Annotated in this window: 11 protein-coding genes; 6 read left to right on the forward strand and 5 right to left on the reverse strand. The window is 55.5% G+C overall.

The window, feature by feature from the left end; genetic code table 11:
- Window positions 1–10: 10 nt before the first annotated feature.
- From JRJ26_12780 to JRJ26_12795, 4 genes are all read left to right on the forward strand, one after another.
- Entirely contained in the window at window positions 11–610 is a 600-nt protein-coding gene (locus JRJ26_12780) for a type 4a pilus biogenesis protein PilO (GenBank protein MBW2058360.1), read from the forward strand.
- A 41-nt stretch (window positions 611–651) separates the two neighbouring features.
- Complete coding sequence (locus JRJ26_12785) at window positions 652–1,206, forward strand: pilus assembly protein PilP (GenBank protein ID MBW2058361.1); 555 nt, start codon at window positions 652–654, stop codon at window positions 1,204–1,206.
- Window positions 1,203–3,977, forward strand: a complete 2,775-nt coding sequence (gene pilQ, locus JRJ26_12790) for a type IV pilus secretin PilQ (protein ID MBW2058362.1) — start codon at window positions 1,203–1,205, stop codon at window positions 3,975–3,977. The genes JRJ26_12785 and pilQ overlap by 4 nt, the downstream gene beginning before the upstream one ends.
- Before the next feature lie 122 nt (window positions 3,978–4,099).
- Complete coding sequence (locus JRJ26_12795) at window positions 4,100–5,734, forward strand: N-acetylmuramoyl-L-alanine amidase (GenBank protein MBW2058363.1); 1,635 nt, start codon at window positions 4,100–4,102, stop codon at window positions 5,732–5,734.
- Window positions 5,735–5,834: 100 nt separating this feature from the next.
- Here JRJ26_12795 and recJ read toward each other — a convergent pair whose 3' ends face one another.
- From recJ to JRJ26_12820, 5 genes are all read right to left on the reverse strand, one after another.
- Window positions 5,835–7,571 carry a single-stranded-DNA-specific exonuclease RecJ gene (recJ, locus tag JRJ26_12800; protein ID MBW2058364.1) on the reverse strand — a complete coding sequence of 579 codons (1,737 nt, stop codon included), beginning with the start codon at window positions 7,569–7,571 and terminating at the stop codon, window positions 5,835–5,837.
- Entirely contained in the window at window positions 7,564–8,481 is a 918-nt protein-coding gene (locus JRJ26_12805) for a dihydroorotate dehydrogenase (GenBank protein MBW2058365.1), read from the reverse strand. The genes recJ and JRJ26_12805 overlap by 8 nt, the downstream gene beginning before the upstream one ends.
- Before the next feature lie 144 nt (window positions 8,482–8,625).
- Window positions 8,626–9,513, reverse strand: a complete 888-nt coding sequence (locus JRJ26_12810) for a dihydroorotate dehydrogenase electron transfer subunit (GenBank protein MBW2058366.1) — start codon at window positions 9,511–9,513, stop codon at window positions 8,626–8,628.
- Between the two features lie 154 nt (window positions 9,514–9,667).
- The gene (locus JRJ26_12815; GenBank protein MBW2058367.1) at window positions 9,668–11,599 is read right to left on the reverse strand and encodes a tetratricopeptide repeat protein; all 1,932 of its coding nucleotides are present in this window, start codon (window positions 11,597–11,599) and stop codon (window positions 9,668–9,670) included.
- A complete protein-coding gene (locus JRJ26_12820) occupies window positions 11,596–12,198 on the reverse strand; it encodes a molybdenum cofactor guanylyltransferase (GenBank protein ID MBW2058368.1) in 603 nt (200 codons plus the stop codon). Before JRJ26_12820 ends, JRJ26_12815 begins: the two co-directional genes overlap by 4 nt.
- 546 nt (window positions 12,199–12,744) lie before the next feature.
- Here JRJ26_12820 and JRJ26_12825 point away from each other — a divergent pair.
- The gene (locus JRJ26_12825) at window positions 12,745–13,569 is read left to right on the forward strand and encodes an AAA family ATPase (protein MBW2058369.1); all 825 of its coding nucleotides are present in this window, start codon (window positions 12,745–12,747) and stop codon (window positions 13,567–13,569) included.
- A partial coding sequence (pilM, locus tag JRJ26_12830; protein ID MBW2058370.1) for a pilus assembly protein PilM occupies window positions 13,566–14,551 on the forward strand: 986 nt, incomplete at its 3' end. The genes JRJ26_12825 and pilM, both read left to right, overlap by 4 nt.

Here is a 14,551-nt window from a genome sequence, read left to right on the forward strand (position 1 = left end):
AGAGGGCACCATGGCGATCACTATGGATTCCATCGTGAAGCTTCCACCGGCTAAGAAGGCCCTGATCTTGGTGGTTGTGGCCTTCGTGATTGTCGGAGGTTATGCTTACCTGTTTTATCTACCCCAGAGGGAAGAGATCAAGAGCCTCCGCAGTCAACGAGACAAGTTGGTCAGGGAACTGAACGAGAGCCGCGCCGTTGCCAGGAATCTCGAAAAGTTCAAGAAAGAGGTGGCTCAATTGCAGGGGCAGCTCAACAAGGCTCTGGCTCAACTTCCCAACAGGCGTGAGATCCCCGAACTCCTTAAGAGCATATCGAAACTCGGCAAGGGGTCGAATCTGGAGTTTCTCAGGTTCCGCCCGGCTGCCGAACGGCCAAAGCAGTTCTATGCGGAAGTTCCACTGGAACTGGTGTTTCTCGGAACCTATCACGAAACGGGGATCTTCTTTGACCGGATCAGCAAGCTGCCACGGATCATCAATGTGGAAAACTTCAAAATGGTCCCCGGCAAGGGGGGTGGCGTGCAGAACATACTGCAGACCCAGTGCGTGGCCACCACCTTCCGTTTTCTGGAAAAGGCGGCAAACAAGGCAAGTAAGAAGCGGAAATAGCAAGGAACAGGTCGAGGAAAGAAACAGGGAGAGACAGGGCTATGAAAGGACGGAGCAGTATCAGAAGACTTAGCAACATCTTGATCCTCCTGGTGGGGATGGCCCTTGCCGTGCCGGCATGTGAGAAGTCTCCGCCCCCTCCCCCCATAAAGGTGACCAAGCGTCCGAGAAAGAAAACAAAGTCGGCCAGGACCTCTTCTTCTGCTGGGAAGATGGCTACCTTAGGGAAGAAGCCGACGTTCTCTTACAATCCCCAAGGGCTGGCTGATCCTTTTCAGCCCTTTATTCAAGTCGGATCGAGCGGTAAGACTCTGAAGGGCGTCCCCAGAACCCCCCTTCAGGAGTACAACCTCAGTCAGCTTACCTTGACCGCCATCATCTGGATGGATGGGGGGGAAAGCCGTGCCCTGGTAAGGGATTCTGCTGGAAAGGGGTTCACCCTTAAAAGGGGGACTTACATCGGTAACAGAGGTGGCAGGGTAAAGGCCATAAAGAGAAACAGGGTAATCATCGAGGAACCCATGAGGGTATACGGAAAAGAGTCGAAAATGAGACAAATCGTAATGAAGATGCCGGCGGAAGGAGGAAAAAAATGAAACATTCGGCGTGGAATCGCTTCATTGGAGTGACTCTCGTCTTTTTCTTGGCCCTTGTGGCGGCCGCTCTGGTTGGCTGTAGCGCCAGGAGAGGACCGGAGGAGGCCACACTTCCTCCCGTGGCGAAGGAGCCGGTTGCCATAAAAGGTCTCACTTTTTCGGAACAGGAGGGCTATACTCGAGTGGCCATCGAGGGTTCCAGGCCCATCGACTACGAGTCAATCGAACTCCTTGAGGATCCTCTCAGGATCTCCCTCGAGATCCCCAATGCGACTCTGGAGGTCGCAACGCCTGTTTCCGTGAACAACGGAACCGTCACCGAGATCTCGGGACTTACAAGCGGAGACAGGACGAAGATCGAGATTGGGCTTGCCGACAAGGTGGATTACAGTCTCACCCAGGAGATGAACAGCCTTTACATAGACATCGAAAAGGCCACGGAGGCGCAGGCTTCCCGGCCAGTGAGACCGGCAGTCATAGAGGAGGTCAAGAAGATCAGTGCCATGGGACCTGCCCGGGCACTGACAGGCGTCTCGGTCGCCAAGCATGGCAATACCACAGAGGTGACCATTACAGCCGACGGGATCATCGGCGATTACAACGCCTTCACTCTCGGATCTCCACCGCGGCTGGTCATCGATCTTTGGAAGTTGAAAAGCAAGTTCCCGAAGAATTCCGTGTCGGCCAACACGCCCAATCTCAGACGGATCCGGATCGGCGAGCATCCGAAAAAGATGAGATTGGTTCTCGATGCTGTGGGAACAAAGCCGCCCCGGTATCGAATCGAGGGCTTCCAGAATCAACTGGTAGTCCTTCTCGGGGATGTGAAGGCATTGAAGGGAGAGGGCATTGGGATCCTCGGCGCAGTGGATTTCAAGCAGATCGACGATAGGTCGAGGGTGGTCCTATCCAGTTCACAGAAGGTGGATTACGAAATCTTCAAGGCTTCTCCCGAGGATATTGTGGTCGACCTCAAGAAGACGATCGCTCCGAGGCGTTTGAGACGGTTCTTCGACACCAGTGCCTTTGACAGCCCGGTCGATTCCATCCGTCTCTACAATGTGAGGAGTGAGACCTCACGAGACGTGAGAGTCGTCATCCATCTAGGGGAAAGCGTCGACTTTGAGGCCTACCAGGAGGGCGAGCGGATTTTTGTAGACTTCCAGAAACCCCAAACCAGCAAGCCCGAACTGACTACCCAACCAACCCGGCCGGAGTCTGCAGAGCCGGTCGAGTCGGCGACTCTTGAACAAGAGAGAACCGTCCAGGATGTTGAGGAAGAGAAGTCCCAGGCCGCCCCTGGCTCCCCCTCAGCTCAAAAGGAGGAAGCGGTTTCCCGTGAGCCTGGGGCCGAGGGTGCCGCTCCGGAGAAAACCGTCTCTTCCGAGACAAAGACCGAGCAGGCTGCCACGACGAAAGCCGAGGAGGGTAGGAAAGCGAGCCCCAGAGAGACTTCAGCCCCGTCCCTCTCCCCTGCAAAGGCGGCAGGGAAGGAACACTACTATGAGCTTGCCCTGACACCTGGAAAGGAGTATACGGGTAGGCGCATATCTCTCGACTTCAAAGACGCCGACATCAAGAACATCCTCCGCTTGATCGCAGAGGTGAGCAATCTCAACATCGTGGCAGGAGATGACGTCAAGGGTAAGGTGACGATCCGCCTCATCGACGTTCCGTGGGATCAGGCCCTGGACATCATCCTTTTTTCCAACAAACTGGGCAAGATGCGTATGGGAAACGTTGTTCGTGTTGCTCCGGTGGAGGTTCTCAAGAAGGAAGAGGAGGAGCTTCTCAGTTCCAAGAGAACAAAGGAAAAACTGGAGGATCTTGTGACCGAACTGATCCCGGTCAATTACTCCTCGGCTCAGGAGCTCCAGGCCCAGGTCAAGAATCTCCTTTCTGAGAGAGGGTCTGTCTCGATCGACACCAGGACGAATACTCTTGTCATCAAGGACATACCGAAGAACGTGTCCGAGGCGAAAGAACTCGTCCGGCGTCTCGACAGCAAGACACCCCAGGTGGTGATTGAGGCGAGATTCGTCGAGGCGTCTTCCAGCTTCTCCCGGGAACTCGGGATCAAATGGGGAGGCCAGGCTGGGTATGACTCAGCCGGGAATCCTACGATGGAACTCGGGGGTTCGAAAGGTACCCTGGGAATAAAAGGAGGGATTTCAACGAACACCGCGGCTAATTTCCCGGTTGCAGGAGCGACAAGCGGGATCGTCTTCAACCTGGCTAATCTCGGGGACATAACCAATCTCGACATAGAGCTTTCTGCGCTGGAGGAATCCGGTGAGGGAGAGATTATTTCTGCACCTAGGATTACCACTATCGATAACAAGGAGGCCTCAATCGAGCAGGGTCTCAGGATCCCATATTTGAAACTCACGGCAGAAGGTACGGCCACCACGGAATTCATCGAGGCGAACGTGAATCTCCGGGTGACACCCCATGTGACAAACGACGGCCACGTCAAGATGAACATCAAGGCCTCAAAGGATTCCCCGGACGATTCAATTACGGTTCAAGGCGTTCCGGCTATCGACAAGAAGGAGGCCATCACCGAGGTCCTCGTCGAGGATGGCGATGTGGTGGTGATTGCGGGTCTCTACAGCATCGAAAGGTCTCACAACGTGGGCCGGATCCCACTGCTCGGAAAGATACCGCTCGTGGGGTTTTTGTTCAGGAATACGGAGATCCAGGACGACCGGAGGGACCTCTTGATCTTCATCTCGCCCAAAATCGTCAAGGGGAGAGAACCGGTCGTCTGATCGACTTGTCATTGGATCCGCTATCTGATAGAGTGAGGCCGAGTTGGGGGCTTCCCGGCTCGGCCTCTCCGCGGCCGGATACAGGCCTTTGACCAGCGACCACTGCGATCTGGGAGGCACAATTGAGGTATGGCCGTCCCCTTTTGGCCTTTGCTCTTGTCCTCTTGATGAGCTCCTGGTGGGCTTGCCGGGCTACGGCTTCTCCTCCAAAGGATGGAGAGACTGCATACAAAGAGGCGAGGGCCGAGTATTACGCTCTTCGAAATTCAGAAGCCAAACGGAGATACAGATCCAATTGGGTGAGATGTATCGGCCGATTTGAAGCTGTCTGGCGAGACTTCCCCGAGAGCCAGCGTGCCGACGATGCCCTTTATATGGTGGGGCGGCTGTACGAGGATCTCCACCGCCGCTCCGGCCGGGCCTCCGATCTTGAGTTCGCCATCTCGGCCTACCAGCGTTTGACGGCTCTTTACCCCTCAAGTCGTCTGGCCGATGACGGTCAATTCAGGATAGGAATGGTCTACCTGAAACTCCGGAAATACGAGGAGGCCTACATCAGTCTTTCCAAGGTGGAACGGCGGTTTCCCAATGGCGATATGACGAAGGCGGCGAGAAAGCAGCTGGTCCGCCTGAGGCCGTACCGTCCGAAAAAGAGACCGCTGGTCCAGGTCAAGGGGATCAGACACTGGTCCAGCCCAGAGTATACCCGGGTGGTGATCGACCTGGAGAGGGACGCTGAGTTTGAGGTCCACCTGCTCAAAGAGGACCGAAAAAGGGGTGAACCCCCGAGGCTCTATGTTGACATTCAATCATCCTGGATCAGTGCCGACTTGAGCAGGCCCATACCTATACGGGACGGGCTCCTCACTATGGCCCGGGTTGCCCAGCATACAAGAGACGTGGTGAGGGTCGTTCTTGACATGGAATCCCTTGCCAGTTATAAGGCATTTCCTCTCAAGGTCCCTTCCAGAATCATCGTCGATGTCCATGGAGACAGAGGAAGCTCTCTTTCACCCGGTGCGGACCACGGGGTGGTCAAGAGACGTTCCTTCTCCCCACAGCCGGATCTCGGTATCAGGCGTGTAGTCATCGATCCCGGTCATGGGGGGAAGGACCCGGGTGCCATAGGTCCTGGCGGCCTGCAGGAGAAAGACGTTGTCCTGAAGATCGCCAAGAAACTGGAGAAGAGGCTCAGGAGGGAACTCGGCCTCGAGACCATTCTCACACGCAATGGCGACACCTTCGTCTCCCTCGATGAAAGGACGGCCATTGCAAATACCCATAATGCGGACCTTTTTGTCTCCATCCATGCTAATGCGAACCGCAGGCAAAGCGCCCGGGGAATCGAGACCTATGTTCTGAATTTTGCAACCGACGAGGAATCCATCGAGCTGGCGGCAAGGGAGAATGCGGTTTCGAGGAAGAAACTGAGCGACCTCCAGTACATTCTGTATGATCTCATGCGGACTGCAAAGATCGGCGAGTCTCGTACCCTCGCCGAATACACCCAGGAGTCGATCTGCAGGCATCTCAGCGGCAAGTACCATGGGATCCGTAATCTGGGCGTGAAGGAGGCACCGTTCTATGTCCTCATAGGAGCCAACATGCCGTGCATTCTCGTCGAGGTCTCCTTCATCAGCAACCGCCAGGAGGAGAGAAGGCTGGGAAACGATCGGTATCTGGATGAGATTGCAAAGGGAATAGAAGAGGGCATTGCTAGATATATAGCAGAGAGTAAACGGATTCCCACCACTTGAGAGAGGGCCGGTATTGTTGAATCGGCAGTCAGAACAGAAGAAGGAATAATGGTCCTTCAAGGTCTGCCTGTTGAGGGGAGAGCCGATTTTGCTTGCTCGCTTAAGGGTTCTGCCCTTTTCGGCCCGTCTGATGGGGCAGAAGGTCCTCTATTTCCAGCCTTATTCGTTTGGATCCCATCCATTCGTCCAACCGGGGCGTAAAAACCAGATCGACAGGCCCTGAGGCGAGGGGGAAACGGTCACCCATGCGGAACCCTATGGCATCGAAGACCTGCCCGTCCATCACTCTGAGCCTCAAGCTGCCCTTCCCCACGATTCTCCTCTCGCAGACCGTCAGGTTCCTGGAAAGAAACAGGGGCCTCGGATTCCCGATACCGTACGGTTCGAGAAGAAGGAGATCTTCAATGAGGGTGCGGTCGATCTCGGCCAGTGTCACCTCTGCGTCAACAAGGAGGGGAGGTCCGGCGGTCTCTCTTTCCGGTTTCGAGGAAAGGGCTCTTTCGAGGTGCTCCTGCAGTTCTGGAACCGATTCAGGATAAATCCTGAAACCAGCAGCCAGTCGGTGCCCACCAAACCCTCTGAGTAGTTGCCGACAGGTACTGAGGGCACGGTAGAGATCGACCCCCTCGATTCCCCGAGCAGAGCCCACGGCGAGGTCTTCTCTATCAAGCGAAATGAGAACAGTGGGCTTCCAGAACCGTTCCACCAGCCGGGAGGCTACAATCCCGATAACACCGGGATGCCACCCGCGGGATGAGCAGAAAAGGCAGGCCCTGCGTAGAATCTCAGGGTGGGTATGGACCGCCTCAAGGATCTCGGTGAAGATCCGTTCTTCCAGGGCGTGGCGGCGCCGATTCAGTTCCTCCAGCCCTGAAGCAATCCGCTTGGCCTCGTCCATGCGATCGGCAAGCAAAAGCTCCACGGCTCTGCCGGCATGGTCGAGGCGACCACAGGCGTTTAGCCGAGGAGAGAGTTGAAATGCAACTCTGTCCGTGTTGATGGCCATCCCGTCCAGACCCGCAACCTCTTTGAGGGCCTGGATCCCCCTCCTCCCGCATACCGACAGTTCCTCAAGACCGAATTTCACCAGGATTCTGTTCTCATCGACCAAGGGTACCATGTCGGCAATCGTTCCCAGGGAGACAAGATCGAGGTATCTTTTCAGATTTGGCGGACCTCCGGTCTGCCAGAAGGCTCCCTCCCGGAGCCTTGCGCGAAGAGCGATAAGGAAGTGGAAGGCCACTCCCACTCCTGCAAGTCCGTCAAATGGGAAAGGGCAGTCCTTCCTTTTCGGATTGAGAACCGCCACGGCAGGGGGCAGGTCGTCTTGGATCTCGTGGTGATCGATCACTATGGTATCGATACCCAGCCGGGCTGCCTCCCGAATCTCCTCGTGGTTGGAGACACCGCAGTCCACGGTGATCAGCAAGCGGACCCCTTCTTTGCCGAACCGTCTGACGGCTTTGATGTTTAGTCCGTAGCGCTCTTCCACTCGGTGAGGGATATAGTAATCGGGTGCCATCCCGAGTTCTTTGAGGAAAGCCACGAGAACCGCGGTGGATGTTATGCCATCCACATCATAATCCCCGTATATGAGAACCCTCTCCCGATTGTCGATGGCCTTGATCATCCGATCCACAGCGCGATCCATGTCCCTCATCAGAAAGGGGGGGTAGAGATGAGACAGAGAGGGCCTGATGAATCGTTCCGCCTCTTCCACCGTTCTTATGCCCCGGTTGAAGATGACCCGTGCGGCGAGAGGCGACAGCAAGAACCCTCCTGCCAGATCCTGCTGGAAATCGGGATCAGAAGATCTCACCTTCCATTTCCTATCCATTCCTCAGGCTCCCTATTATCTCGGTAACCCGGGCTATGCCATGGGTCCTCAGGTACTGCCGGATTCCGTCCACAACCTCCAGGGACGCCCTGGGATGGGTGAAGTGAGCCGTTCCGATTTGCACGGCCGACGCCCCGGCGATCAGAAACTCCAGCGCGTCGGCGGCCGTCGTGATGCCGCCAACCCCGATAATGGGAACCCGAGCCAAAGCCCGGGCCTGCCAGACCATCCTCAAGGCCACAGGCTTGATCGCCGGCCCTGAAAGGCCCCCTGTGATATTGCCGAGTTTTGACCTGCGGTTCTCCACGTCTATGGACATTCCGAGCAGTGTATTGATCAGAGAGATGGCGTCCGCCCCTGCATCCTGAACGCTCCGCACAAGGACCGAAATATCGGTCACATTGGGCGAGAGTTTTGCGATGACCGGCAAAGAGGTCTTCGCCCTGACGCCATGGATCACTTCGAAGGCCGTACGCGGGTCATGGCCGAAACAGAGCCCTCCTCTCTTGACATTGGGACACGAAATGTTCACCTCGAGGCCGGCAATACCCTCGTCATCCAGCCTCTCAGCCAGGCGGACATAATCTTCCATCGTGTAGCCGAAGATATTGACAATTACCGGTGTCCCGTACCGTTTCAAGAAAGGGAGCTTTTCACGTACAAAACTCTCCACCCCAACGTTCTGGAGCCCGATGGCGTTCAGCAGACCTGCAGCGGTCTCGACGATACGGGGAGGGGGATTACCCTCTATGGGTTCGAGGGAGATTCCCTTGGGGATGACCGCTCCGAGCCGATCCAGTTGGACAAGAGAGGCATATTCCTCCCCGTAACCAAAGGTTCCGGAGGCGGTCATCACCGGGTTCTTGAGCGAAATCCCCGCAATCTCAACTGAGAGATCCGGCTCTCTCACAATCTCCAACGCTCCTTTGCTTACTCGGGTTTATCTGGAAGCTGCAGGCCTTCGACTCTTTCGACCGGCTTCGCCTCTGTTCAAAGGACTCCTCTGTCTAGAGATGGGCCGTGGGCTCGAACGATTTGAACATTCCCAACCGCTTCAGAAAAGCCGGCACGTTGCCTCCCAGTCGATCTCCCTGGCATCAAAAACCGGCCCTGCCTTGCAGACCATTTGATAGCCCCTCTGCCTGGTCTTAACGGCACAACCCAGACACGCCCCTACACCGCAGGCCATCCGTGCCTCGAGAGAAACCTGGCAGGGGAGCGGCAGCATCCTCGTGATCGCAGCGACCCTGGCAAGCATTTCAAAAGGCCCGCAGGCATAAACCGCCAGTCCGGGGCTTTTGGTGAGGGCGGCCATGCGCATCTGGGTATCAAGCCTTTCCAACCATTGGGTGAGGAGACCATGCATCCCCATACTGCCGTCCTCTGTAGTAACCTCGACTTCTGCTCCCATCTCCTCCAACTCCGATTTCATCAGGATTTCCTCACCGGTTTTCCCCCCGATACAGACCCACACCAAAGGGGCTCCCTGCTTGAGCAGGATCGACTCAGCCAGCCCGAATAGGGAGGCAATACCCAAGCCTCCGGCCAGCATCAGAACGGTACCCGAAGATTCTGGAAGGGTGTATCCCCTGCCCAGGGGACCTATCATGTCCACGGACTGGCCCCTCTGCCATTCAGCCATGAGGCGGGTCCCCTGGCCCACCACCCGGAACAGAATGGAGACCCGTCTCTTTTTCCCATGACCCGGAGGATCCGAGGAGAGGATGCTGAAGGGTCTCCTCAGCAAAGGCCACAGGGTCATGCCGGTCCTGATCATAAAGAACTGCCCCGGCAGAATCTCGAAGGAAGCAGAAGGGGGGAGCAACAGGTCGAGGCGACGGACCGAGGAGGTGACCGGCACGTTCCCCACTACCTGAGAGGTAAATTGATGGATGGCCCGCTTGCCAGACCGGCGGTCCTGTTCACCGGGACACACAACCACACCTCTCTCCTGCGGCGACTCTTCCCCGATCTCCTGGTTTCATGTCCAAGATCCCGGCCGTTCTTTTGCCGGGACCATCGGTAAACGGCGCCGCTTCTCTCCGTGCTCTCTCGAAAGGCGTCTTCCCCGCGCGCCTCATCCCCAGAGAGGATCATCAAGATGGTTTCGCTTTCGATCTTCCTATGTAGCCGAGCATTTGCTCTGAGGCCATTCTCAAATCCGGATCTTTTGAAACATTGAGAACCTCTTGAAAGGCCCTTGTAGCCTTCTCAGAATCACCCAGGGCGAGATGTACCCTTCCCATCTCGAATATGGCCAATTCGAGCCATCCTTTCTGGTCCGCAAGAGTATCGATGATCCTCTGGAAATGATGACGGGAAAGGGTGTAGGATCGCCTCTGGAGATAGATCTCCCCCATTCGGTAATGGCATTCTGCCCTGATCGCCGGATTCTTCGATTGCAAGGCATCTTCAAGGTAGGGGAGGGCGTCGGCGTAGCGTTTCTCTTTGAAGGATATGATTCCGAGATAGTAGGAAGCCAGAACGGCGGTCGGTGTTTTCGGCACTGTGCAGACAATCGTGGAAAAGAGTTTCTCAGCCTCCCTCACGTCCTTCCGTTCGTAGTAGATTTTTGCAAGCTCGTAGAGGGCGCCGACCCTCCATGAACCGTTCCCCTTCTTGTCGAGAATGGCCGTGAAACTGGCAATGGCTTTCTCCGTGTCGCCCAGGAGGGAGGCCGCCTTTCCCCTGAGGAACAAGCACTCCTCCAGGTGTTCGGTATCTGGATACTCGAGGGCGAGAATCTCAAAATTGGTAATAGCATCCTTGTACTTTCCCTCATAGAAATAACACCGGGAGATCTTGTACAATGCATTTTCTCGCTGGGCGGGAACATTCAGGAGGTTGAAGAAATAGGGAAGGGCCTCCTTGTATTCCCCCTTGTGGAAGTGGACCTCTGCCAGCAGGAGTTGGGGCAGGGTCTTTTCCCGCCGTTCTGTGGGAAGCCTGAGCAGCCGGTGGGCAATCCGTGTCATGCCGTCAAAATCCCCGAGGTTCAAAAGACACCAGCCCAGATTGACAAGGGCGGAGGCGGCCAACTCGCTCTCTGGAAACTCCTTCAGGATTTGACTGAACACCTGTTTTGCTTTCTTATAGTTCCTCTGTTCCAGGTAAATTTCTCCTATTTCGGAAAGAGCGTAGGGATAGGGTTCGGAATTCTGGAACTTCTTGACCAGCATCCGAAAGGACTCGAGGGCCTCCTTTCTACGGTCTGTCTTCAACTGACAATATCCGACCTTGTACAGGGCCAGGGGAGCACGGGGATCACGGGAATGGGTGCTGTAGAAATCCAATAGGTAGGGAAGGGCCAACTGGAATTGGCCCAGTTTGAGCCTGTTCTCCGCAAGGCTGTAGAGGGCGTCTCTACGTAAAGGGGCAGGGAGCTCCTGGGAGGAAAAAATCGCCTCTCTCAGCAGGCGAACCGCCTGGTTGTAGTTGCCCCACTGGCTGTAAATCAGGCCGCGGTAATACTGCTCCTGGGACCTGTACCGGCCGCCGGGATATTTCCGGACCCCTCGACTGAGGTAATCTTCCGCCTCTGCCAGGGCACCATTCCTGAACGCGATCAAGCCGAGAGCAAAAAGGGCTTTTTCCAGGAAGGGGCCTTCAGGCTTCCCGGTAATGAATCTCAGATAATAGGCCTTGGCCTCGTCCCAACGGTCGAGTTGAACACATGATTCGGCGAGCCAAAACAGGCCGTAGTTCCTTTCTGCGGTAGTCAAGCGATCGTCGTCTATAAAGGCGAGAAAGGTTTCACGGGCCTTGGAGAAATTGCCTTGGAGGAAATAGGTTCTCCCCAACAGGTAAAGCAGATCCAGTCTCTGAGGACTCTCGGGAAATTCTTTGAAGAAAGTATGGATTTGGCTTTGGACAAGAGGATAAAGCCCGTCCTGATAAGCCCCCACCGCCAGCTTCACCATCTCTTGCTGTGACCGGGTTTCGGCATAGGAGAGGTTGCCCAGTGGGGAGAGAGTCGCCGACAGGACGATTACCGCCGGAATGAGGACCCGCCGCATGCAAACAATCATAGGCGATCCATTTCTTGAGTGCGTGTGATTAGCTCCTGAGCCTCCAGGAGGTCTTGCCTCGTGTTGACGTTGAGGAAAGAGAGCAACAGCGGGTCGTAGCGGCGGATCTCCCCTTCAGAGACATACACCACGGTGACATCCCCGAAAAAATCGACGATCTTCAAATCACCTTCTGCGAGGAGCTTCTCCATAGGCAGGAGGCACCTTCTAGAGTATATGGCATGCAATGGCTGGAGGCCGTCGGGCGTCCTCGGAATGATCACGTCTCCCTCGTCCCCCCTCTCCATGATGTGGCGAATCAGTCCGGCGTTTAGAAAAGGCATATCGGCGGCAAAACAGAAACCGGCATCCCCTGAGGCACATCTGAGGCCCGTGTAGATCCCTCCCAGGGCTCCCCGGCCTGGCAGGATATCCCGCACCACCCGAACCCGATAGGAGCGAAACCACTCGGGGTTGTTGGCCACCACCAAGATATCATCAAAGATGGGTTTTAGGACTCTATAGACCCGCTCGAAAAGGGGCACTCCCCCCATTCTGAGGAAGAGCTTCTGCTCCCCCATCCTCAGACTCTTGCCCCCGGCCAGAATGATTCCAGTCACGCCGTCCCCCTGGGTGTTTCTACTAGCATCTTTGGGCCTGAAAATCAATACCGGGCAACGGGCGAGATGAGCAATGGTTTTTTCCGCTTCTACTAAGGCCCTGCAAAGGTACTACTGGGCATACCATTGCCGGAGAACCTCCGGTTCGATCCGGGTTGACAGGCCCCTATATCGGCTGTATATAAGCGGCTAGAGAGGGGTTTCCAAGGATTTGCCGCCCCCTATGCGAACTGCGATCTCCTCATCATACCGGGACGCTGACGATAACAGTCCCTGTGAGAGGGATGAGGGAACGCATCTGGCGAGATTCTCCATGGATGCAGGTGGTGGTAACAATCCGGCCATATTCTATCTGCCTTTGGCCGGAAATCGGCCAATTCGTCACAGCCGCGTTTGTGAGGCAGGGCAGGGTATTGGCACTCTTCTTGCTTGATAAAGGACTGGCAGCGGCGTCCCACGTCGCTGGATAGGTGGACCGCGGGGACTGGAAAGAGCAATTGAGGGATCCCCGCTCATCGGTGCAGGCGAGGTGTTCACAAAGGGGCGATGGAATACTTCAGACTTCTCGGCCTTAAGAGTGAACCCTTTTCGAGTACACCTGATCCAAGGTTCTTCTATCTCTCGGAGGAATATGAAGAGTGTCTTCAAAAGCTTGAGATTTCGATCCGCCTGAGGCGGGGACTCAACGTCATACTCGGAGAGGTGGGGACGGGAAAGACCACGGTCAGCCGTGTTTTACTCCAGCGGTTTCAGGGGGAGGCCGAGACTTATCGCTTCTTCTATCTGCTGGATCCGGGTTTCAAGACCGATTTTCAGTTCTTCAGCAACCTGGTCTCTCTTTTTGGAATCGAGCCGCCCAGGCGGTGTACCTTCGAGTATCGAGAAGAGATCGAGAAGTACCTCTTCGAGATGGGGGTGGACCGGGGAAAGGCCATGGTCCTGGTCATAGACGAGGGCCAGAAGCTCTCCAGAGATCATATCGAGATCCTGAGGAGCCTTCTCAATTACGAGACCAATGAACACAAACTACTTCAGCTCATCGTTTTTGCGCAGATGGAGTTCTTGGAGAGGGTCAAGGGGCTGGAGAATTTCAAAGACCGGATCAATATGACTTACACGTTTCTTCCCCTTGACGAAGTACAGACCAGGAGCCTGATCGAGCACCGGCTGAGGGTAGCTGGGTTGAACCATGGATCCAGCCTCTTTACGGAAGACGGGTATATGGCCGTCTTCATGAATACCATGGGCTATCCACGCAAGATCATTACTCTGTGCCATCACGCCCTGCTGACTATGATGATTCGGGGCAGGGAGAAGGTGGACGAAGCCGTGGTGCGGCTTGCTTTTCAGACTGGGGGGAGTCGAATTTGAACGGAGAAGAGCAAAAGAAGGGGGATATCGCAGCGACGAACCGACTCCTGGCGGTGATCCGAGGCGAGGACACCTCGATAGACAGGGAGGGTCCGGATCAGCAGAGGGAGCCTCCTCCCGAGGGAAGCAGCCTTCGTTCCGAAAAGAAGACAAAGAAGCGTCGTTCTTTTTCTCTGTTTGCAAAAAGGACGATCGGCCTGGACGTGGGGTCCCACACCGTCAAGTGCGTCCAACTGGAAAGAAGAGGGTTCAACCGGGTTGAACTCGTCGAAGCAAAGGCAGCCGAGGTTCGCACAGAGCCGGGAGGGCAAGAGGGAAAGGACGGCACCTCCGCCAGATTGAGTGCCATCAAGAAGGTGATGGAAGACATGCCGTTCCACCGTGCCAGAGTGGTAACGGCAGTCGGTGGTGTCTCCACGGCCATTCGGCAGGTGGAACTGCCAAAGATGTCGAGCAAAGAGCTCTCCTCCTCGATCAATCTCTGGGCAAGAAACTATATCCCCTTCGATATGAAAGAGGTCCAGTTGGATTATCAGGTTTTCGGTTTTGACAGACCCTCCCGGAAGATACGTCTGATTCTTGTGGCCGTGATCAAACAGTATTTTCAACAGCATATCGACCTGCTCCACCAGGCCGACATCGAACCTGCTCTGGTCGACATCAACCCTCTGGCCGTGATGAACGCCCTTCTGTTCAACGACGAAATCGGAGGAGGCCGGTGTACCATAGTCCTGGATGTGGGGGATAGAAATACCACGCTCTCGATCTACAGTGAAACAGATCAGTACTTTGTTCGTAACCTCATGGTCTCCGGGAGTGATTTCACCCGGGATATTCAACAGAGACTGGGCCTGCCCTATCGGGATGCTGAGCGATACAAACAGGGAGAGCTTGTCTTTGGTGAAAAGGAGCCCGACAAGTTGATCGAGATCATCAGGCCTTCGCTCGATACTCTTATAAAGGAGGTCCGAAGATCCCTGAC

The sequence above is a fragment of the Deltaproteobacteria bacterium genome, from assembly GCA_019308905.1.
GTDB lineage: Bacteria > Desulfobacterota > BSN033 > WVXP01 > WVXP01 > JAFDHF01.